Consider the following 20025-nt stretch of genomic DNA (forward strand, 5'->3'; position numbering starts at 1 on the left):
CATCTACCTAATGATCCTCTTTCTAAAAAAATATGCAGCCGCACCGATAAAGAGTCCGGCAACGGCAATCTGAAGGAGGGGATATTCCTTTGCCAGGCGGACGGCGGCGGTCGGTGCTCCAGCCGAGGCCGTGCGGCTCCAGCCCTGATCGACGAGCAGCACCGGGCGCAGGGAGATGAGGGCCTCGATGAACTGCCGGTTCTCGCCGGAGAACCCGGACATCGCATTGAGGAAGATGCCGGGGTCGCCGATGACGATCACCTCGCCGCCGCCGACCCGCTCGACGGCGCATACCGGGTACCTGCTCACCACCTCATCGCCGTCGATCCGTCCGTTCGAGTTTCTGTCCACCCATGAGAGAAGGGAGGTCTGAAGGAGCGGCGTGCCACCTTTTAACGCCGCCGGACGGTTGAAGAGGACAGTCGAGACATTTTCGACGAGGGTGTGGTTTCCGGCACGGTAGCCCCTCACCGCCGCACCGTCGGCATAGTCCCGGTCGACCGAGGTGAGGTTGCCGGGCAGAATCGTAATGCCCGACCCGACCGCGGCGAGGAACTCGTTGCCGCTCCCGAAATCGTCGCAGAGGACGACGGTGTTGTTCCGCGCCAGGAATGCCCGGTATGCGGCGATCTGTTCTGCGTCCGGAGATCCCTGCGGGGCGATGACGATGAGGACGGCGTCGTTGTAACCGCCCAGATCCGCCGGCCTCCAGACCTCATGTGCACCACGATCCTCCAGGTGAGAGAAGAACGAGGAGGTGCCGTTCCACTGGATGTTGTGGCGGCTATAGTCGTCATAGGTGGTGAACAGATGGACGCCCGCTGCGAGGGCGAGAACGAGGAGCACGGCGGCTGCAGCGACGAAACGGCCCTGCATCAGGCATCACCCGGATAGACGAAGGTCCCAGAGACGCCGGAGAGCCCGCAGAACCGCGAGAGATACTCCTCATGCACGGCCGCCGGGTCCAGCCCTGCGCAGCGGTCAGGGTGGAGCCAGCGTGCACTATAGTGCAGCCCGACGACATACCTTGGCCCCTCGACGAGGCTGGCGTGGATCAGGTAGACCCTTTCCTCCCGCTCGGCAGGGAGGGCGCTCCAACCAGGGCGATTGCCGATGGCGTTCCTGACCTCGATGAACCTGAGGGGGAGACGGTCGCCGAAGCCCCCGAATCTGGAGGGGTCCTCCCCGACCAGTTTGATGACGACGGCAGGGGCGGCGGCGATTACCATCCCGTCGTCGACCCCGATCATGCCGGAGCCGGCAGGAACCGGGCTGCCCCCACCAAGAAGGACGAGGTCGCCGGCAGGCGTTCCGGCGCCGCAGGCGATATACGCCGGGAAGGATTCCACATAGACGGCCCGGACCTGATCGGCCGGCAAATCGTCGAAGCAGGCCCGCACCGCCTCATCCTGTTCGTCGAGGAAGCGGCAGAGGTCTTCGGCGCCGTCCTGGCAGCCGAGGAGGGAACCGATCGCGAGGGCCTCGCCCCGGATGGAGGCCGGGGCGGTGCAGGAGAACCTGAGCACCGGAATCCCGAGAGCGGAGGCGGTAGCCGCCGCAAGATCCCCTTCAGGGCCGACCGGGGCAAAAACGACGTCTGGGAAAAGGGAGGCGAGGGCAGCGGCGTCGGGGTCGTCGAGGCTGCCGACCGCCCTGCACCCGACGAGATCAGGGAAGAATATTCGGTCCATGAGGATCGAATGTTCAGCGCCCCGCACATATCCCATCGGATAGCCGATCGCACGGATCGTCTCCAGGGTCTGCGGGGACATGACGGCCACGGCCCGGATCGGTCGTTCAAAGATGACCGTGCGCCCCGCTGCATCGGTGCACTCCCAGGGGGCGCCGCCCCAGTGATGGTAGATAAAGGAGGCATCCTGGAGATCGGCAGGCGACGGAGCAGTTCCGGTGCCGTTCCGGTAGGTGACGTCGAGGTACGAAAAAATCGCCCCGACCATCTCGCCCTCCGAGAGCCTGCCGTCGTCGTCGGTGTCGCACGGTATCGCCGCCAAGCAGGGCACTGCAAGGAAGAGGCAGAGGACGACAGCAAAGGCGGCCTTCATCCCGACCTCCTCCAGGCAAACAGGGCGGCTGCAAGTGCGAGGAGAGCACCCGGCACTGAAAAGCCCGGTGCGGCTGCAGGGGTCGAGGAGGCCGCCGCCTCCCACGGTTCTGTTGTGGGGGAGATCCAGGTCGGCGCCACAGTGCCGTTCTCGCCGGCGACAAAATCCTCCCAGTACCCGGTGATCACGCCCTCTCCCCCCGTCTGGGCGCGGAGACGGTAGCTGACTTTCCGGTCGTCGAGGAGGGCGAAGGAGATCTGCCGATCGGCGACCGAGACGCGTCCGGGCGGATGAGTGGAGGAGACGAACAAAAACCCTTCCGGGATCGTCTCGACAAGCCCGCCGACGGCGATTCCGCTCACATTCAGGGTGACGACAAACTCTCCACCCGGCAGGGGGGTGCCCGTGACCGTCCGTTCAGGCGCCGCAAGGACGGGGGCTGATAACAGTGCCAGAAGAAGACAGGAGATGATGAGGGGGCCGGGTTTCATTCGTTATGGAGGTGAGGGCCCGGCGCACATATATCTTCTCTCAGGAGGCCCAGCGGGGTCCGGGCGAGGAGAGCGGCCATAGCAGGGCAGTCGTCGTGGTCGGCGCGTACCATTTCGGCGAAAAGCGACGGAGGGAGGAGCGGACCGAACTTCCAGTCATCGGGTGCCGGCAGGGGGAGGGCGGCGGCGATCTCTGCCGCGGTCCACCGCTGCACCGCACCGAGGGTGTCCCTGACCTCCCCGGCCGGATCCGGCCCGGTCACCCCTGAGACGAGGAGCCAGAGATCGGAGATGCGGATCTTCGGCCCGTCCCCGAGCGCCCGTTCTAAGAGAGCGGCGAGCGCCCGGTTGAACTGCCCCCCATGGCAGGAGAGAATAAAAATACCATCGGCTCGCTCCCTGACCAGGAAGCCCTCGGCGGGGATGCCACTCCCGATCTCCTCGGCAACCCCATGGATCGACGCCTGTTCCCGTTTCCCGAGGGGGAGGGAGGAGGAGCCGCGGGCGAGGAGGCGCTGAACTGAGCGGGCGACTATCGGACTCATCGGGGCGCCGGCGCCCGACCAGAATGGGCGGCGGTCTGAGGAGCGAGGGCCGCCGCCCTCAGGGACGACGGTGGCGATCCGGTGGTCGCTGTCGAGGGCGATGATCCGCCACCGCCGCCCTCCGAGGGTGCAGACCGTCCCGACGCCCCCGGCCACAAACCTGGGATCGAGGGCGCCGGCCTCCTCTCCTTCAGGTGTGAGGGCGCGGAAGGTACCGGCGCCCGCGAAGACCGAGAGGAGGTCGCGGCCGTGGACGCGGGCGACCGTGCGTTCGGCCACCGGCCCGAGCATCAGAAAGACGCCGTCCGCCGAGAGTATGCCCTCCGCGAGGAGGTGATCGACGATCGCTCCGGCGTCCTCTTCCCTGATCCCGGCGAAGGCGGCACATGAGAGGAGGGAGGAGGTTACACCCCGCCGCGGCGCCCGCCGCTCCTTCAGGAGCACAAGAAGAAGTTGCTGGATGAAGACGGTGTACGGCAGGACCGGGGGGCGGAGGGGCTCGACCTCGCGGCGCGTCGCCGCCTCGACGGTCGCCGCCGCCACCAGCAGGTCGAGGTCGTCCGCGAGCACAAAGGCCATCCGTGCCGGCGAGCCGCGCCGCCCGGTCCGCCCGAGCCTCTGGAGGAACGACGAGACCGAGGGCGGGGGACCGATCTGGACGACGAGGTCGAGGCCGCCGATATCGATGCCGAGTTCGAGGGTGCTCGTGCAGATCACGCAGGCGGCGCCCGATTCGGAGAGCGACGCCTCGGCGGCCTTTCTGGCGGCGGGAGGGATAGAGGAGTGGTGGACAGAAAGACCGTCGACCGTCCCGGCAAGGGCGGAGGAGAGCCTTTCAGCCTCGCTCCGGCTCCTGACAAAGACGAGGGCGCGCTGGCCGCGGACCAGGCGGGATACGGTAGCGGCCAGCCCGGACCGGTCGGTCACGAGAAACGAAAACTGTTTTTTTCCCGGCGGGGACGGGACGGCCACGAGGCTGGCCCGGCGACCCGGGCCGGAGAACCATGCGAGAACCTCCCGGGGATTTCCCAGGGTCGCCGAGAGCCCGATCCGCTGGAGGGGCCGACCGGCCGCGCCGTCGAGACGGTCGAGGAGGCAGCGGAGGTGCACACCCCGCAGGTCGCCGGCAAAGGCGTGGACCTCGTCGACGATGACGAAACGGAGGTTTCGCAGGTCGCCGGCGAGGAAGGGGTCGAGGAGGATCACCTCAAGCGACTCCGGGGTTGTAAGGAGCATGTGAGGGGGGTCGCAACCGCCCCAGGAGCGTTCGCCCTTCGGAACGTCGCCGTGCCATTTCTGCACCGAAAGGCCGGCCGGGGTACAGAGGGCGAGCATCCGCTCCTCCTGATCGTTGATCAGGGCCTTGAGAGGCGAGAGACAGATGCAGCAGACACCGGAGAGGCCGCCCTTTAAGACGGCGTCGATCACCGGGATCAGCGCCGCCTCGGTCTTGCCCCCGGCCGTTCCCGCCACCACCAGGAGATCGTTTCCTTCGGCCGCGGCGAGGGCCGCCTCCTCCTGCACCGGCCGCAGGTCGTCCCATCCAAGGCGGTGGGCAAGCATGCCCTGCAATGTCGGATGAAGGGATGCAAAGACCTCTGACACAGAAGAATGTTCGGCATCCGGGTTTAACTACATTGCAGCGCGAGAGAAATATTTAAATATAATGACCCGAAGGCATATCCATGCCTCTCAGCACAGAATCGGTGCAGCCGATTGTTCCGGGTGTGCCGCCGCTCACCCGCCGGGAGATCATGGCCCTGCTCCCGCAGGTGCCGGGGTGGTCGTTCGAGAACGGGAAGTTGAAGAGACGGTTCACCTTCGAATCAGTCGGGGAAGCGGCCGCCTTCATCGGTCAGGTGATCGCCCTCGGCGCCGAGAGCGCGGACCACTACCCTGACATCTGCCTCACCAGGTACAGGCATGTGGACATATTCTGGTACACGCACGCCTCGGGCGGCCTCACCCGGACCGATTTCGTGCTCGCCGCAAAACTCGGGGAGATGGTCGGGGGAAGGACGTTATTCAGATAGACCAAACGCCCTCTTCACCTGCGACCTGAGCGTCTCGCGCGGCAGGGCACCGGTAAGCCTCCCGACCGGCCGGCCGTTTGAGAAGAAGACCAGCGTCGGTATCACCTCGACCCCGAACGACGCCGAAGTTTTTGGATTTTCATCGACATTGCATTTTCCAAAGGCGACCTGCCCCGCAAACTCCAGAGCGAGGGCCTCGATCTCAGGGGCGACCCTCTGGCAGGGACCACACCACTCTGCCCAGAAGTCCACGACAAGATAGCGATGAGCGGCAATGGCGCCGGCAAAGCCGTGGTCCGATATCTCGATCACGCCGTCTTTCATGGCAGAAAACCGCGAAGCCAGTTCAAGCCGTTTTCTCTCCCTGATCCGTTCGAGTTCGTCGTCCATGCATGGGATAGGAAGGAGGGGATTATCCAGATATCTATCGGGGAGCAGGGAAACTATATACGCAAGAAACGACTAGATGTATATCCCGCACAGCGAGGTGGGGTAGTCAGGAAATCCCGACGGGCTCATAACCCGTAGACCGATGGTTCAAATCCATCCCTCGCTACTATTCTGCACATTTTTCCCGCTTTTTGCCAGGAGGAGAGCGATGGCGCCGTTCAAACTTCAGCGCCCCGGAACAGGGATCAGGGAGCGCCCGCAGCGCGCAGCCGTACAACGGACAGGGGCGGCAGAGACGACCGCCGCCGTCGGACCCTGAGATTCTTATATATGAGAGAACCTACAAACAATATAACCAGCGAAGCGAGGTGGGGTAGTCAGGAAATCCCGACGGGCTCATAACCCGTAGACCGATGGTTCAAATCCATCCCTCGCTACTGTTCTTCACGTTTTTCACCGTTTACGAGATTTATTCCCTGATCTCATCCTTCAGGTCAGCCTCCGGCATGTCCATCCACACGCACGAAGAAGCAACGCCCTGAAACGTTCCCCCGCTGAAAACAATTATCCGACAGGAAAGAAAGGGGAAAAAGAGTTACTCCACGTCCAGACGCGTCTGGACGCTTCCCTTCTGAAACTCGACGCACCGCGCGTCGCAGCACTCCCCCGGCACCTCGACCGGGTACTGCCCGGTGAGGCAGGCCGTACAGAGGTTGCCGACATCGATCCCGATCGCCTCCACCATCTTGCAGAGGGGAACGTGATAGAGCGAATCGGCGTGGATCAGGTCCTTCACCTCCTCGGTGCACCGGGAACTTGCGATCAGTTCGGTGCGGGTGGGAAAATCCACGCCAAGGTAGCAGGGGGCGACGATCGGCGGCGATCCCACGCGGAGGTGGACCTGACGCGCCCCGGCGTCCCTGACGATATCGATGAGTCGGCGCGAGGTCGTGCCCCGCACCACCGAGTCATCGATGAGAACGACGGACTTGTTCTCAAGGTGCTTTTTGATCGGGTTGAGCTTGATGCGCACGGCGTTCTCCCGCATCTGCTGGTCGGGCATGATGAAGGTCCGGCCCATATACCGGTTTTTCATCAGCCCTTCGAGATAGGGAGTCCCTGACGCCTGCGAATACCCGATCGCATATGCCGTCCCCGAGTCCGGCACCGGCGCCACCATGTCGGCGTCCATCGGCGCGCCCAGGAAAAGTTCCTCGCCGATCTTCCGCCGGGCGTCGTAGACGAGCGTGCCGTCGATGACCGAGTCCGCCCGCGCGAAATAGACGAACTCGAACATGCAGTGCGCCCTCCGATCTGAGATGGCGAGCTGCGTCGAGGTGATCCCGTTCTCCGTGACCCTGACCAGCTCGCCAGGGGCGACGTCCCGCAGGAGGGTCCCGTTCAGGGCGTCGACAGCCACACTCTCCGAGGCCACGATATAGCCCGAGCGCGTCCTGCCGATGCAGAGGGGCTTGATCCCGAGCGGGTCGCGGAAGGCGTAGAGGGCGTCGTCCAGCGTGAGAACAACAGAGTACGAGCCCTGCAGTTTCTGCATCGCAACCCCCACGGCGTCCTCCACCGATCCAGAACGGCGGATCTCGTGGGCGATGATCGTTGCGATCACCTCGGAGTCGGTGGTCGTGCAGAAGATCTGCCCGTCCTGCTCGTAGCAGGTGCGCAGGGCGTTGGTGTTCACCAGGTTCCCGTTATGGGCAAGAGAGAGCGTATGCTCCCGAAAGACAAAATTGAACGGCTGGATATTCTCGGGCAGATTAGCCCCTGTCGTGGGATATCTTACATGCCCGATCCCGACGGTGCCCCTCAACCTTCCGAGTATCTGTTCGTCAAATACCTCGGCCACAAGCCCCCGTCCCTTATGGACGAAGGGCCTCCGGTCAAAAGTTGATATTCCCGTGCTCTCCTGTCCCCGGTGCTGGAGAGCATACAGGGCATAATACAGCGGGAAAGAGACACCGCCAGCATCCACGATGCCAACGATCCCACACATGTTCAGACCTTAATGCGTTGGAACCTTGGGGCGCTTCGTCGTCCACTTCCAGCTGCTCATCTTCGTGCTGCGCCCGAACCCGCAGGCAGAGCAGACTTTGTGTTTCGCATGGAAGGATAACTTCCCACACCTGCGGCAGGTGATGTGGCTGTGGTGCTGCCGCTTACCCATTGATGGCGTACCTTTTGACATTTTAATTCACCCAGATTATTCGACTGAAGGAGAGATATAGATCACATTGTCCCCGCGCACTATCAGTGTGCCGCGCTTTACAACGGCACCGTCGACCTCTTCCTCAGCCCGGTCAAGGACGAGGTTGAGATGGACATCGTATCCCTGCAGGACCCCCCGGATTTCATGCCCGCCCTTCAAAGAAATGATAACGGGCTGGCCGTTGAGCACCTGATCAAGAATCTCCAGTGGTCTTTTCGTCATGGCAATTACCTTTAGGACCTCTTCAAGAGTACCATACATGCGTGTGGAATCTACTTAAACATACCGCGGCGAACGATTTAAAGAAGAATAAAAGCAAATTGTACTGAAGAATGGAAGCAATCGTGGTGAAAAAGAGGCACACGATCAAGAAGTCAGAGGGCTCACGCGTCCAGCGAGCGCTCGCCGACGAGATCGGGGCCGCCGAGGAACAGTTCCGCTCGAAAAATATCGAGGTGGTCGAGACGAACTCCCCCTTCACCCTCTACCTCATCGACAAACGGCCGCTCCTGATGGAGATGGACGGCCGCGTCTTTCCCACGGTCAGGGGTGCGGTGGAGCGTCCGTTCGCGGAGCGGCGGATCACCGTTGATTCCGGGGCGGTGCCGTACGTAATGAACGGCGCCGACATCATGCGCCCGGGCGTGGTGGGGGTGAGCCCTGACGTAAAAAAGGATGCTCCCTGCGTCATCGCCGAAGAGCGGCACGGGAAGCCGCTTGCCATCGGCATCGCCCTGTACGATGCCGCGGACCTCCTTGCCATGGAGAAAGGAAAGGTCGTAAAGATGCTCCACCGGGTCGGGGACGACGTCTGGAACCTGGAACTCTGAAGAAGGATTGGATACCCTTAAATAAATTCCATTCTACAGTTCTTTTCATGGGTAAATTCCTCGACTCCATCATCGGCAAATCTGCTCCGGCGAAGCAGGACGATTATATGGAACTCGATCTCGCCACATACGAGGGGGCGACCGGCGAAGAGCCCGCCTCGATGTACGTCAGGGTCGCACAGGTCGCAGACATCAAAGACACCCCCAAGGTCAAGGACGAGGTCTACAACGGCAACATCGTCATCGTGGACATCTCCCGCTTAAAGCTCGACAAGATCATGTACGAGCGCGTGCTCAAGGATCTGCGGGAGGTTGCCCACGACGTCAACGGCGACATCATCGGCCTTGGAGACCAGCACTATGTGCTCGTCACCCCGATGTCGGTGAAGATCTCCCGGGAAAAGATCGGGGGACTGTAGTGCGAAACGTCCTCCGTGCGCCCTGTCCAGTCTGCAAACAGGAGATCGAGTACATCTACCAGACAGAAACCATCCCCTATTTTTCTGAGATCCTCATCGAGAGCGCCACCTGCCCGTGCGGGTGGCGGATGGCCGACGCCTTCATTCTCAGGGAGGGGCAGCCGAACAGGTGCGAGTACGCCGTGACCTGCGAGGACGACCTCTGTGTGCGTGTGGTGCGGGGATCGGCAGGGACGGTCTCGGTCCCCGAGCTCGGCATCGTGATCAGGCCTGGCCCGGCGGCCGAAGGATATATCACCAATATCGAGGGGGTGCTCGACCGGATCGAGGACGTCCTGGACACGGCGCTCAGGACAGCCGAAGAAGAGGAGCGGGAGCGGGCGCTCGCCCTGAAAGAGCAGATCGCCCTCGTCAAGAAGGGGCAGGCACGGATAACCCTGATCATCGAGGACCCCTCAGGGAACTCGGCAATCATCAAAAATCCCGGCGACGCCACAGAAAAAAGATGAGTTGAGAAGAAGAAATCTTACTTTCTCTTCCCTCCCTTTGCCGGTGCGCTCTTTGCTGTCTCCGGTTTCACTTCTTCAGGTTTTTTTGCCGCCGGTTTCTTCTTATCTGCCATGAACTCACCTCCCTTCAGGTATGATGGGCAGTATATCGCTTGATGATATAAATATTCCTGATTTGTCCGGGAGACGACAAAAAAAGATGAGAGAGCAGTTTTTCAGTGGATGCGCACGCCGCGGAGAGAGGCCCCGCTCTCTTTCACGACCGCACCGCAGACCTGTGCATCCGGGACGATCTGCTGCAGCGTCCGGAGGCTCTCCTCAGGGACGACGAAGGCATAGCCCATGCCCATGTTGAAGGTGCGGTACATCTCGTTCCCGGAAAGCCCGCCCATCTCCTGTGTCCAGGCAAGGATCTCAGGGACCGGGAGGGGGTCGGTGATATCGAAGCCGAAGGACGAGAGGCGGGTGAAGTTCAGGAGACCGCCACCGGTGACATGGCACATCCCGTGCACCTCGCAGGCGGCCGCGGCGTCGAGGGCCTCACGGTAGATCCGGGTCGGGGTCAGCAGCGCCTCGCCGACGGTCCGGCCCGAGGGGAGGACGACGTCGAAGCCGCCGTTTTCGAGGGCGACCTTCCGCGCGAGGGTGTAGCCGTTCGAGTGGGCGCCGGTGGAAGGCACGCCGACGACAAGGTCGCCGGGGACGATCGCATCCCCGGTGACGACGTCGGCCTTCTTCTGTGCGCCAAGACAGGTGCCGGCGAGGTCGAGGCCGGTGACGAGCCCTTTCAGGGTCGCCGTCTCCCCGCCGACGATGTTCATGTTCGCCTGACGGGCGCCCTCATTGAGGCCGACGCCGATCTGGCGCATCTTCTCGATCGAGATCCCGTCGGTGGCGATGTAATCGACAAACGCCACCGGTTCGAGATTCATCACGAAGAGGTCGTTCACGTTCATGGCGATGCAGTCGATCCCGACGGTCGTCCAGTCCTGGAGGGCGTCGGCGACGAGCATCTTCGTGCCCACGCCGTCGACGGCCAGGGCGAGCGCCATATCGCCGAACTCGATGAGCCCGGCGAAGTGGCCGACCGAACCGAGCATGGGGAAGGCCCCGGTCCGTCTGAAGGTGAGCTGCTGGATGAGGGTCCGGACGCCCTGCGCCTCAAGATCGATGTCCACGCCGGCGTCGGCATAGGCCGAATCCTTACTCATCGTCGCACGCCTCCGAGAGCCTGAACTCGTCGTGGAGCAGCTGGAGTGCCCGCCGGCTGTCGTCCTGCCGCACCACGAAGGAGACGTTCACCTCTGACGAGCCCTGCGAGATCATCATCACGTTCACCCCGGCCTTGCCGAGCGCCGTGAAGATCCGGCCGGATATGCCGGGCGTACCGGCCATTCCGGCGCCGACGACGGCCATCGCCACGACGTTCCGGTCAGAGGTGACCTCACGCACGATCCCGGACTTCACCGGGGCCGCGAGCACTTCGAGGGCTTCCGCAAGGTTTCCCTCGTCGATGATCAGGGAGATGTTCGCCTGCGAGGAGGCCTGCGAGATCATCATCACGTTGATCCCGGCGTCGCCCAGCGCCGTGAAGATCTCCCGCGCCACGCCGGGCCGGCCGATCATCTGGACGCCGTTGATGTTCACGAGCGCCACCCGCTCGATGTGGGTGACCGCCTTGACCACCCGTTTCTCCCGGTGCTCCTGGCGCCGCACGATCGTTCCCGGGTGGTCCGGGTTGAAGGTGTTCTTCACCCGGACGATGATGTCCTTTTCCATCGCGGGTTCGATGGACTTGGGGTGAAGCACCTTCGCCCCGAAGAACGAGAGTTCCATCGCCTCGCGGTAGCTGACGTACGGGAGGACGCGGACGTTCTTGATGATCCGCGGGTCAGAGGTCATGACGCCGTCCACATCGGTCCAGATCCAGACCTCGTCGGCGTCGATCGCCCGCCCGACGATCGCGCCCGAGTAGTCCGAACCGCTCCGGCCCAGGGTGGTGACGATTCCCTCGGGCGTGCAGCCCATGTAACCGGTGATCACCGGGACCGAGTTCATCAGGAGGGGAAGGATGCGGCTGTTGATCCGCGGATCGCTCGTCGGGAGGACAAGGGCGTCGCCGTGCTTGTTCGTCGTCAGGATCCCGGCCTCGCACCCGTCGAGCGCCGATGATGAGATGCCACGCTCGCGCAGGGCGGCGCTCACGATCAGAGCCGAGAGCCGCTCGCCGTAGGAGACGATATAGTCCTTGGAGCGGCGGGTGAGCTCGTGGAGGGCGTGGACCGCCGTCAGGATATGATCGAGATTTTCGAGCCGGTCGTCGATGACACTCCCGACGGCGGCGGCCTGGCCCGGCGCGACGGCCTCGAGGGTCTTCATGTGTTTCGCCCGGATCGCCTGGATAAACGCCTCAATCGGGGGTTCTTCAACACTGGACTCGGCCTCTGCTGCGATGGCGTGGAGCTGGTCGGTCACCCCTGACATCGCCGAGACGACGACGGCCATCTCGTGCCCTTCGGCATGGTAGCGTTCAAGGATGTCGACCGTACGACGGATACATTCCGCATCGCCAACGGATGTGCCCCCAAATTTCATTACAAGCCTCATTTCTGGCTCACTCTCGCTGATCCCACACAATGGTATTTATGTACTGACATGTCTCACGTAATAATAGGATGCGCGCGCTGGAAGTAATCGACTGCCATGTCCTGGTGATCGGGAGTGGCGGCGCCGGGGTCAGGGCGGCAATCGAGGCCGACCGATATGGCGAAACTGTCCTTCTTTCCAAGAGCATAACCGGAAAGGGAGGCTGCACGACGATGGCCGAGGGCGGGTACAACGCCGTCCTGAAAACCACCGACGCCTGCACCCTCCACCAGGAGGACACGATGCGGGGCGGGGCCTACCTCAACGACCCGGCGCTTGTCGAGGCGCTCGTCAACGACGCCCCTGCGCGGCTTTCCGACCTCGTATCGTGGGGAGCGGTCTTCGACGCCTCAGGGGACGGCGAGGTGGCCCAGCGCTCGTTCGGCGGCCAGTGCCGCCCGCGGACCTGCTATGCCGGCGACCGCACCGGCCACGAGATGATGGCGACCCTGATGGAGCGGCTGAGAGGAAGCGGGGTCGAGCAGATCGAGGAGACAGCGGCGATCGAACTCTTAAAAGACGGTGATCGGGTCTGCGGCGCCCTGGCGCTGGACAGAAAAGGCGATCTCCAGGCGATCCGGGCGGACGCCGTGGTGCTCGCCACCGGCGGCGGGGCGCGGGTCTACGACGTCTCCACCAACTCGGGTACCGGGAGCGGGGACGGGTTCGCCCTCGGCTACCGCGCCGGGGCCGGGCTGATCGATATGGAGATGGTCCAGTTCCACCCGACCGGGGCCGTGTACCCGTACGACGCCCGCGGCAGGCTGGTGACCGAGGCGGTGCGGGGCGAGGGGGGTCGGCTGATCAACGCCGCCGGCGAACGGTTCATGGGACGCTACGACCAGACGCGCATGGAGCTCTCGACCCGCGACGTCGTCGCCCGGGCGATCGCCACCGAGGTGCTCGAAGGAAGGGGGACGAAGAACGGCGGGGTCTGGCTCGATGTCACCCACCTGCCGGCCAGGCAGATCGAGGAGCGGCTGCCGGTGATGCTGGAGCAGTTCCTCAGGTTCGGCGTCGACATCAGAAAGGAACCGATGGAGGTCGCTCCGACCGCCCACCATATCATGGGCGGCCTTCGCATCACCCCTGAGGGAGGGACGACCCTGCCCGGCCTCTTCGCCTGCGGCGAGTGCTCGGGCGGCGTCCACGGCGCAAACCGTCTCGGCGGGAACGCCCTTGCGGATACGCAGGTCTTCGGAAAACGGGCCGGAGAGGCGGCGGGCCGGACACCGGCGCACACCGCGAGGATCGATGCCGCACAGGTCGAGGCGCAGGAGAAGAGGCTCGCCGCCTTCTTCGAGGGCGAAGTGACGCCGGCGTCTGTGCAGGGGCACCTCCAGCGGGCGATGTGGGACGGCGCCGGGATACGAAGGGATGAAACAGGGCTTCGCACCGCCCTCCGCGCGGCCGAGGACCTGCTCGGCGCCCGACTGAAGGCGGCGTCAGGACGGAACCTGCTCCAGTGCTGTGCGGTGCAGAACCTCTGCACCACGGCGATGCTCATTACGCGTTCAGCCCTTCTGCGCCCGGAAAACCGGGGGGCACATTACCGGACCGACATCGTCCAGACATGGGACGCACAGACTTCGCCATTCGGCCATACCACGATCAGTCTGGAAGGGGCAGGGATCGAGGAGGTCAGGCGATGAAAGAGATCACCTTCACGATTCTCCGCTTCAACCCGGAGACTGACGAAAGACCGCACCCGGAGACCTACACCGTCGCGGTGCACGAGGGGGCGCGGGTGCTCCACGCCCTCCACGCCGTCCATGCACAGGACCAGACGCTCGCCTATCGCTACTGCTGCGGTTCCGGGCAGTGCGGGAGCTGCGCCGTGCAGGTGAACGGTACGCCGGTGCTCGCATGTCTCGCCGAGGCAAAGGACGGCATGACCGTCAGCCCGCTCGCCCTGCCGGTGGTGCAGGACCTCGAGGTGGACCTCGCCCCCTATATCGGGCGCATCGCCCATATCGCCCCGGCCCCGTGCGCAACGTTCCCGAAAAAGGAGGAGATCGATGCGATCAAGCCCCTGCGCGACTGCATCGAGTGCATGGCCTGTGTCTCGGTCTGTCCGGCCCTGAAGGTAACCGATTTCGCCGGCCCGACGGCGATGCGCCAGGAGCTGCGCCTCGCCCTCGACCCCAGGGACACCGGCGACCGCGCCCCCGAGGCAGTGAAGGAAGGGCTCTTCTTCTGCACGAGCTGCCAGAAATGCTGGAAGGTCTGCCCGAAGGAGATCGAGATACCGGGCAAGGCGATCGAGAAACTGCGGGAGATCGCAAACCGGAAGGGCCTCACCCTGCCGCGCCACCAGGAGGTCGCCGAACTGGTCAGGACGACCGGCCGGAGCGTCCCGCGGATCAAGGAGACCTTCCTTGAACAGGTGCCCGAGGTGATCGAGCCCGATGGGGAGGTGCGGGCGACCGTAGGCTTCTTTGTCGGCTGCATGTACAACGGGCGTCTCCCCGACACCGCCCTCGATATGCTCGAGGTGATGCGCAGAAACGGCATCCGCGTCGTGATCCCGCACGAGCAGGTCTGCTGCGGCTCGCCCCTGATCAGGACGGGCCAGACCTCATTCATCGATCACCTCAAACGCCGGAACATCGAAGCCTTCCGCTCCCGCAATCTCGACGTGGTGATGACGATGTGCGCGGGCTGCGGCTCGACCCTGAAAAACGATTATAAAACACCTTTCAGGGTGATGGACGCTACTGAAGTGCTCGACCGCTACGGGATCGAGCCCCCGGCAAAACTCGGGATCACCGCCACCTATCACGACCCCTGCCATCTCCTGCGCGGGCAGGGGATCTCCGAGGAGCCAAGAAAATTCCTCAGAGAGGTGGCCGGAACCTTCGTCGAGACCCCGAACCAGTGTTGCGGCTCGGGCGGCGGGGTGAGGTCGGGCGTGCCAGAGGAGGCGGCCGCCCTGGGGCGGATGCGGGGCGAGGCCTTCGAAGCGAGCGGTGCAGACGTGGTCGTCTCGTGCTGCCCCTTCTGCGAGTTCCACATCGCCGAGAACACGAAGCTGCCGGTGAAGGACCTGATGACCCTGCTGCGCGAGGGGTATGAGGAGAAGGACCGGGAACAGGCCGGCAAATCCGAATAAAAAAACCCAGAGTTTATTTTTAACCGGCAGGAGAGTACAGCGCTGAAGCGCCGGTTCGGTCGTGGAGAAGAAAGGGCACCGGCAGGATGCCTCCTCTGCCAGACCGGTTTTGAGAAACCTACATCTTCCCCTCTCACTGAATTTGTACCTGTCAGATACCCATGGAAGCATCGATCCTCACCGACATCGTCGTCATCTTCGGCCTCTCCATCGCCATCCTCTTCGTCTGCTCACGCCTGCGTATCCCGGCCATCGTCGGCTTTCTGATCACCGGCATGGTCGCCGGCCCCTACGCGCTCGGGCTCGTGCATGACACCGCGACGGTCGACGACTTCGCAGAGATCGGCGTGATCCTCCTCCTCTTCACCATCGGGATGGAGTTCTCGTTCAAAAGCCTCCTGCGGATCAAACGGGCGGTGCTCCTCGGCGGCTCCCTCCAGGTCGGCGGCACGATCCTGATCGTGGCGGCGGCCTCACTCCTCCTCGGTATCCCCTGGCAGGAAGCGGTGTTGTTCGGGTTTCTCCTCTCCCTCTCCAGCACGGCGATCGTCCTCTCGGTCCTCCAGAGCCGCTCCGAGATGGAGAGCCCGCAGGGGCGGACGGCTCTGGGCATCCTGATCTTCCAGGACCTCGTGATCATCCCGATGATGCTCCTGGTGCCGATCCTTGCCGGGGCGGACGATGGTTCGGGCATGTCGATCCCGGCCTTCCTGGCCACCTCGGTCGGGATCCTGATCTTCGTCATCGTCTCGGCGAACTGGCTCGTCCCAAAACTGCTCTTCCATGCCGCACGCCTGCGGATCCCTGAGATCTTCCTCCTCTCCATCGTCCTCATCTGCCTCTTCACCGCATGGCTCACTGCCAGCGCCGGCCTCTCCCTCGCCCTCGGGGCCTTCATCGCCGGGCTGATCATCTCGGAGTCCGAGTACTCCCACGAGGCCCTGGGCGCAATCCTCCCGTTCAAAGAGGTATTCACCAGTTTCTTCTTCGTCTCCGTCGGGATGCTCCTCAACATTGCCTTCCTCTTCGAGCATCTCGGCGTCGTCCTGCTCCTGGTGGCAGGCGTCGTCGCGGTCAAGGCGATCGTCGCGGGCGCCGCTACCCTGGCGATCGGCTACTCGATCCGCACCGCCCTCCTCGCCGGGCTTGCGATCAGCCAGATCGGAGAGTTCTCATTCGTGCTCTCCAAAACCGGGGCCGACTACGGCCTCATCGACAGCGGGGCATACCAGACCTTCCTCGCCGTCACGATCCTCACGATGATCGCCACCCCCTTCGTCATCGGGGGTGCGCCGACGGTCGCCAACCGAACAATGAGGCTCTCCCTGCCCGAACGGGTACGGCTGGGCACGATCAGGGAGAAACCGCCCGAAGAGCCCTGCATGAAGGACCATGTGATCATCGTCGGCTTCGGCCTCGGCGGAAAGAACGTGGCGAAGGCTGCGAAGGCGGCCGACATCCCCTACGTAATCATCGAGATGAACCCCGAAACCATTCAGGAGGAGCGGGCGAAGGGCGAACCGATCCACTACGGCGACGCAACCCGCCGGGCCGTCCTCGGCCATGCCGGGATCAGGACGGCGAAGGTGCTCGTCATCGTCATCTCCGACCCTTCGGCGACCCGCCGGATCATCGCCACGGCCAGAAGGGCCAACCCCCACGTCAGGATCATCGCCCGCACGCGCTATGTCGGAGACATCGCCGACCTCTCCAGCCTGGGCGCCGACGAGGTGATCCCGGAGGAGTACATCACCTCCATCGAGATCTTCACCTGCATCCTCTCGTCGTACCTCGTCCCGCGGGACGAAATCGAGCGCTTCGCCGCCGAAGTCCGGGCCGACGGCTACGAGCTCTTCAGGTCGGCGCACCCCCTTGAGCCCGGCCTCCAGGACCTCGGTTTCTACCGCCCGGGTGCGGAGATCGAAACCCTCAGGGTGGGGCAGGAGGCGCGGATCGCCGGCCACACCCTTGCCGAGGCAAACCTGCGGCGGCGGTTCGGCGTCACCGTCCTCGCCGTCAGGCGGGGCGACGAGGTGATCACGGCGCCATGCGGCGAGACGACGATCCAGGGCGGCGATGTCTGCGTGGTCTTCGGCCCGGCTGAAAAGATCGCCACCCTGGACCGTTATTTCAGAGAGAAAAACGAAAATAATGGATATTAAGGGGCCTGAAGAGAGAGGAGATATGCCTGCGCCTCGAGGGCGGCCTTCGCCCCTTCACCGGCGGCGATGATGATCTGCTTGCCCCGGATCGAGGTGACATCGCCGGCCGCATAGATCCCGGGGACATTCGTATGGCAGTTCTCGTCCACAACGATCTCGTCCTGATCGTTGAGCGCCACGACGCCGCGGACGGCATCAGTGTTCGGGTCATGGCCGATCTCGGCAAAAACACCGTCGACCGCCAGATCCTCCTCGTCGCCCGAGTCCTTCTCCCTGATCCTGATCCCGGCGAGCACCTCCTCGCCGAGGAGAGCGGCGACCGTGTACGGCTGGTGGATGGTGACATTCTGCTCCATCTCCTTCAGCCGGTCGAGGTAGACGGGATCGGCCCGGATCGTGCTCCGCACAATGAGGTGCACGCTCCGTGCGATCTTCCCCATCTCGATCGCCGTAATGACCGCCGAGTTGCCGCCGCCGACGACCGCAACGTCCTTTCCTTTAAAGAGCGGCCCGTCACAGGTGGAGCACACCGACACACCCCTGCCCCAGAACCGCTCCTCCCCCTCGACGCCCAGGCGGCGGGAGTGGCGGCCGGTGGCGACGACGATGCTCTTTGCACGAAAAATCTGTTCCCCGTAGGTGGTGATCTTAAACAGCCCGTCTTCCTTCTCAACGCCGGTCACCCGGTCGAGTTCGAGATGGATGTTGAGGTTTCGCACCTGCTCCTCGAACTTCGTCATCAGGTCTTCCCCGGTGACCATCCGGTAGCCCATATAATTCTCGATCGCCCAGCTCTCCATCGCCTGCCCGCCGATGTTCTCGGAGATGATCATGGTGGAGAGGAGTTTGCGGCTGGCGTAGACGCCGGCGGTCAGACCGGCCGGCCCCGCGCCCATGACGATCAGGTCGTAGACCTCGCCCGGCCGCTCTGACCCAAAGAGTTCGGTGAGGCGCGGGGCGTCGAAACCGACGATCACCTCGCCGTCGACGACGGTCACCGGAACGCCGTACTGCCCGGAGAGTTCGATCATCTCCTCCGCCGCCGCCTCGTCGGCCCCCACATCGATAGACTCGTATGCGACACCGTTCTTCTCGAGGAAGGCCTTGACCATACGGCAGTACGGGCACTGGGCCGTCGAATACACTTTAACACGCGGCATACACACCCACCTCGGCGCCGGGGGAATAAAAGGGTTGTGCAGACCGTATCCGCCCCATTCTTCCGGGTGAGCGACGGAAACGATGTCTTCAGGGCACGAAAAACAGGAGAGGGGTCACTCGACCCTGATGAAGTTCTTCCCGACGACGCCGCAGATCGGGCACCGTTCAGGGGCGGCGCCGATCTCGACGTTCCCGCAGACCGGACAGAGGAAAACCTCCGCGCCGTCGAAGTCTTTTCCAGCAGAAACTGCCTCCAGTGCCCGTTTGTACAGCCCGGCATGCACCTCCTCGGCCTTCATCGCATGGGTGAAGGTGATGGCGGCCTCGCTGTTCCCTTCCTTCTTCGCCTCCTCCACGAACCGCGGGTACATCTCGGTGAACTCGTCGGTCTCTCCCTCGATGCTCTCCTTCAGGTTCTCGGCAGTGCTCCTTACCCCGCCCATCACGGCGAGTTCGCGCCGTGCATGAATCTCTTCAGCCCGGGAGGCTGCGCGGTAAATACGTGCGACGTTCTTAAAGCCCTCTTCATCGGCCTTCTGGGAGAACGATAGGTATTTTCGGTTCGCCTGTGATTCTCCGGCAAAAGCCGCCTTGAGATTCTCCAATGTTGCCATACTGATCCGATCGGCGCCCGCCCTACATATACTTTCCACCCGGAAGAGGTGCACGAACGGGCATCGAGGCTGAAAAACATCCTTTCCTGAAGAGAAGAATCCAGACAGACGGGTGAGGTGAAATTCGAAAGGTTCTATACCGGCGAGGCAGAATCTGCCCTGATGAAAAAGATGCGCGATGTCCCTGACGGCGACCGGCCGCGGGAGAAGATCGCCGCAAAAGGTGCAGCCGCCCTCACCGAACGCGAGCTCATCGCCGCCATCATCGGCCGCGGCGTCCCGGGGCGGGACGTGCTCGAGATCGCGCGGGACATCGAAGGGGTGATCGCCGACTCGGGCGTCCCGGCATATGCCGATCTCGTCGACGTTCCCGGCGTCGGCGCAGCAAAGGCGTGCCAGATCGCCGCCGCCTTCGAACTCGCCCGCCGGCGCCTGACACCCAAAGAAATACGGATCTCGGCCCCCACCGACGTTCTGCCCCTGGTGCGGCATCTCGCCGACCGGAAACAGGAATACTTCATCTGCATCTCCCTCAACGGCGCCGGCGAGGTGATCGGCAACCGGGAGGTGACGAAAGGGCTGATCAACTACAGCCCGGTCCACCCGCGGGAGGTCTTCGCCGACGTCCTCACCGACCGGGCGACCTCGGTGATCTTCGTCCACAACCACCCATCGGGCAGCCTCGAACCAAGCCGCGAGGATATCGCCATGACCGGGCAGCTCGTCGCCGCCGCCGGGATCCTGGGGATCAGGGTGCTCGACCACATCATCGTCTCACGCAAAGGGCACGTGTCCATGCGGGAGCGGGGGCTGCTCTGAGGAGAGACGA

The 20025-nt window shown here is 63.5% G+C and carries 20 protein-coding genes and 2 tRNA genes; 10 read left to right on the forward strand and 12 right to left on the reverse strand.

What is annotated here, in order from left to right:
- Window positions 1–3: 3 nt before the first annotated feature.
- From METLI_RS11415 to METLI_RS11430, 4 genes are read right to left on the reverse strand one after another with little or no spacing between them, the layout of a single operon-like run.
- Complete coding sequence (locus tag METLI_RS11415; protein WP_004040601.1) at window positions 4–876, reverse strand: DUF4350 domain-containing protein; 873 nt, start codon at window positions 874–876, stop codon at window positions 4–6.
- Window positions 876–2063, reverse strand: coding sequence for an ABC transporter substrate-binding protein (locus METLI_RS11420; protein ID WP_004040602.1), 1188 nt, complete (start codon window positions 2061–2063; stop codon window positions 876–878). Before METLI_RS11420 ends, METLI_RS11415 begins: the two co-directional genes overlap by 1 nt.
- The gene (locus tag METLI_RS11425) at window positions 2060–2554 is read right to left on the reverse strand and encodes a hypothetical protein (protein ID WP_004040603.1); all 495 of its coding nucleotides are present in this window, start codon (window positions 2552–2554) and stop codon (window positions 2060–2062) included. The genes METLI_RS11420 and METLI_RS11425 overlap by 4 nt, the downstream gene beginning before the upstream one ends.
- Entirely contained in the window at window positions 2551–4704 is a 2154-nt protein-coding gene (locus METLI_RS11430) for a DEAD/DEAH box helicase (RefSeq protein ID WP_004040604.1), read from the reverse strand. Before METLI_RS11430 ends, METLI_RS11425 begins: the two co-directional genes overlap by 4 nt.
- Before the next feature lie 80 nt (window positions 4705–4784).
- Here METLI_RS11430 and METLI_RS11435 point away from each other — a divergent pair, with 80 nt between their 5' ends.
- Complete coding sequence (locus METLI_RS11435) at window positions 4785–5132, forward strand: 4a-hydroxytetrahydrobiopterin dehydratase (RefSeq protein WP_004040605.1); 348 nt, start codon at window positions 4785–4787, stop codon at window positions 5130–5132.
- On the opposite strand, the gene trxA is transcribed toward METLI_RS11435, so the two are convergent.
- Window positions 5121–5522, reverse strand: a complete 402-nt coding sequence (trxA, locus tag METLI_RS11440) for a thioredoxin (RefSeq protein WP_004040606.1) — start codon at window positions 5520–5522, stop codon at window positions 5121–5123. The genes METLI_RS11435 and trxA overlap by 12 nt on opposite strands.
- A 91-nt stretch (window positions 5523–5613) precedes the next feature.
- Here trxA and METLI_RS11445 point away from each other — a divergent pair.
- A tRNA-Met gene (locus METLI_RS11445) sits at window positions 5614–5688 on the forward strand.
- Window positions 5689–5884: 196 nt separating this feature from the next.
- Window positions 5885–5959: transfer RNA gene (locus METLI_RS11450), tRNA-Met, on the forward strand.
- Window positions 5960–6117: 158 nt separating this feature from the next.
- Here METLI_RS11450 and purF read toward each other — a convergent pair.
- The 3 genes from purF to METLI_RS11460 are packed head-to-tail and all read right to left on the reverse strand — an operon-like array spanning window position 6118 to window position 7965.
- Window positions 6118–7530 (reverse strand): amidophosphoribosyltransferase, encoded by a 1413-nt coding sequence (gene purF / locus METLI_RS11455; protein ID WP_004040608.1) that lies wholly within the window; start codon window positions 7528–7530, stop codon window positions 6118–6120.
- A gap of 9 nt (window positions 7531–7539) precedes the next feature.
- Window positions 7540–7722 (reverse strand): 50S ribosomal protein L37e, encoded by a 183-nt coding sequence (locus tag METLI_RS12890; protein WP_004040609.1) that lies wholly within the window; start codon window positions 7720–7722, stop codon window positions 7540–7542.
- 15 nt (window positions 7723–7737) lie between these two features.
- Window positions 7738–7965: an LSM domain-containing protein gene (locus tag METLI_RS11460; RefSeq protein ID WP_048104249.1), complete on the reverse strand. Its 228-nt coding sequence runs from the start codon at window positions 7963–7965 to the stop codon at window positions 7738–7740.
- A 110-nt stretch (window positions 7966–8075) separates the two neighbouring features.
- On the opposite strand from METLI_RS11460, the gene METLI_RS11465 reads away from it, so the two are divergent.
- From METLI_RS11465 to METLI_RS11475, 3 genes are read left to right on the forward strand one after another with little or no spacing between them, the layout of a single operon-like run.
- Window positions 8076–8573, forward strand: a complete 498-nt coding sequence (locus tag METLI_RS11465; RefSeq protein WP_004040611.1) for an RNA-binding protein — start codon at window positions 8076–8078, stop codon at window positions 8571–8573.
- A 47-nt stretch (window positions 8574–8620) separates the two neighbouring features.
- Window positions 8621–8992, forward strand: a complete 372-nt coding sequence (locus tag METLI_RS11470) for a cell division protein SepF (RefSeq protein ID WP_004040612.1) — start codon at window positions 8621–8623, stop codon at window positions 8990–8992.
- A complete protein-coding gene (locus METLI_RS11475) occupies window positions 8992–9501 on the forward strand; it encodes a ZPR1 zinc finger domain-containing protein (RefSeq protein WP_004040613.1) in 510 nt (169 codons plus the stop codon). Before METLI_RS11470 ends, METLI_RS11475 begins: the two co-directional genes overlap by 1 nt.
- A 215-nt stretch (window positions 9502–9716) precedes the next feature.
- Here the strand turns inward: METLI_RS11475 and purM are convergent, their stop codons facing one another.
- Window positions 9717–10712: a phosphoribosylformylglycinamidine cyclo-ligase gene (purM, locus tag METLI_RS11480; protein ID WP_004040615.1), complete on the reverse strand. Its 996-nt coding sequence runs from the start codon at window positions 10710–10712 to the stop codon at window positions 9717–9719.
- On the reverse strand, window positions 10705–12096 hold the full coding sequence (locus METLI_RS11485) for an aspartate kinase (protein ID WP_004040616.1): 1392 nt from the start codon (window positions 12094–12096) through the stop codon (window positions 10705–10707). Before METLI_RS11485 ends, purM begins: the two co-directional genes overlap by 8 nt.
- 80 nt (window positions 12097–12176) lie before the next feature.
- Here METLI_RS11485 and tfrA point away from each other — a divergent pair, with 80 nt between their 5' ends.
- From tfrA to METLI_RS11500, 3 genes are all read left to right on the forward strand, one after another.
- Window positions 12177–13799: a fumarate reductase (CoM/CoB) subunit TfrA gene (gene tfrA, locus METLI_RS11490; protein ID WP_004040617.1), complete on the forward strand. Its 1623-nt coding sequence runs from the start codon at window positions 12177–12179 to the stop codon at window positions 13797–13799.
- Window positions 13796–15259, forward strand: a complete 1464-nt coding sequence (tfrB, locus tag METLI_RS11495; RefSeq protein ID WP_004040618.1) for a fumarate reductase (CoM/CoB) subunit TfrB — start codon at window positions 13796–13798, stop codon at window positions 15257–15259. Before tfrA ends, tfrB begins: the two co-directional genes overlap by 4 nt.
- Window positions 15260–15420: 161 nt before the next feature.
- The gene (locus METLI_RS11500; RefSeq protein ID WP_004040619.1) at window positions 15421–17421 is read left to right on the forward strand and encodes a monovalent cation:proton antiporter family protein; all 2001 of its coding nucleotides are present in this window, start codon (window positions 15421–15423) and stop codon (window positions 17419–17421) included.
- Here METLI_RS11500 and METLI_RS11505 read toward each other — a convergent pair.
- Window positions 17418–18581, reverse strand: a complete 1164-nt coding sequence (locus METLI_RS11505) for an FAD-dependent oxidoreductase (RefSeq protein WP_004040620.1) — start codon at window positions 18579–18581, stop codon at window positions 17418–17420. The genes METLI_RS11500 and METLI_RS11505 overlap by 4 nt on opposite strands.
- A gap of 114 nt (window positions 18582–18695) precedes the next feature.
- Window positions 18696–19196: a rubrerythrin family protein gene (locus METLI_RS11510; protein WP_004040621.1), complete on the reverse strand. Its 501-nt coding sequence runs from the start codon at window positions 19194–19196 to the stop codon at window positions 18696–18698.
- A gap of 162 nt (window positions 19197–19358) precedes the next feature.
- Here METLI_RS11510 and radC point away from each other — a divergent pair, with 162 nt between their 5' ends.
- Window positions 19359–20015, forward strand: coding sequence for a RadC family protein (gene radC, locus METLI_RS11515; RefSeq protein WP_048104250.1), 657 nt, complete (start codon window positions 19359–19361; stop codon window positions 20013–20015).
- Window positions 20016–20025 lie beyond the last annotated feature (10 nt).

Origin of the sequence: Methanofollis liminatans DSM 4140, assembly GCF_000275865.1 — an archaeon.
In the GTDB taxonomy this organism is placed as follows: Archaea; Halobacteriota; Methanomicrobia; order Methanomicrobiales; family Methanofollaceae; genus Methanofollis; species Methanofollis liminatans.

Coding starts and splice junctions, on each gene's coding strand:
- METLI_RS11420 (WP_004040602.1), bottom strand. CDS start 2,063: ATGAAGGCCGCCTTTGCTGTCGTCCTCTGCCTCTTCCTTGCAGTGCCC.
- METLI_RS11505 (WP_004040620.1), bottom strand. CDS start 18,581: ATGCCGCGTGTTAAAGTGTATTCGACGGCCCAGTGCCCGTACTGCCGT.
- METLI_RS11465 (WP_004040611.1), top strand. CDS start 8,076: ATGGAAGCAATCGTGGTGAAAAAGAGGCACACGATCAAGAAGTCAGAG.
- METLI_RS11435 (WP_004040605.1), top strand. CDS start 4,785: ATGCCTCTCAGCACAGAATCGGTGCAGCCGATTGTTCCGGGTGTGCCG.
- METLI_RS11500 (WP_004040619.1), top strand. CDS start 15,421: ATGGAAGCATCGATCCTCACCGACATCGTCGTCATCTTCGGCCTCTCC.
- METLI_RS11460 (WP_048104249.1), bottom strand. CDS start 7,965: ATGACGAAAAGACCACTGGAGATTCTTGATCAGGTGCTCAACGGCCAG.
- trxA (WP_004040606.1), bottom strand. CDS start 5,522: ATGGACGACGAACTCGAACGGATCAGGGAGAGAAAACGGCTTGAACTG.
- METLI_RS11485 (WP_004040616.1), bottom strand. CDS start 12,096: ATGAAATTTGGGGGCACATCCGTTGGCGATGCGGAATGTATCCGTCGT.
- METLI_RS11415 (WP_004040601.1), bottom strand. CDS start 876: ATGCAGGGCCGTTTCGTCGCTGCAGCCGCCGTGCTCCTCGTTCTCGCC.
- purM (WP_004040615.1), bottom strand. CDS start 10,712: ATGAGTAAGGATTCGGCCTATGCCGACGCCGGCGTGGACATCGATCTT.
- METLI_RS11425 (WP_004040603.1), bottom strand. CDS start 2,554: ATGAAACCCGGCCCCCTCATCATCTCCTGTCTTCTTCTGGCACTGTTA.
- METLI_RS12890 (WP_004040609.1), bottom strand. CDS start 7,722: ATGTCAAAAGGTACGCCATCAATGGGTAAGCGGCAGCACCACAGCCAC.
- METLI_RS11470 (WP_004040612.1), top strand. CDS start 8,621: ATGGGTAAATTCCTCGACTCCATCATCGGCAAATCTGCTCCGGCGAAG.
- METLI_RS11510 (WP_004040621.1), bottom strand. CDS start 19,196: ATGGCAACATTGGAGAATCTCAAGGCGGCTTTTGCCGGAGAATCACAG.
- radC (WP_048104250.1), top strand. CDS start 19,359: ATGAAAAAGATGCGCGATGTCCCTGACGGCGACCGGCCGCGGGAGAAG.
- tfrB (WP_004040618.1), top strand. CDS start 13,796: ATGAAAGAGATCACCTTCACGATTCTCCGCTTCAACCCGGAGACTGAC.
- tfrA (WP_004040617.1), top strand. CDS start 12,177: ATGCGCGCGCTGGAAGTAATCGACTGCCATGTCCTGGTGATCGGGAGT.
- purF (WP_004040608.1), bottom strand. CDS start 7,530: ATGTGTGGGATCGTTGGCATCGTGGATGCTGGCGGTGTCTCTTTCCCG.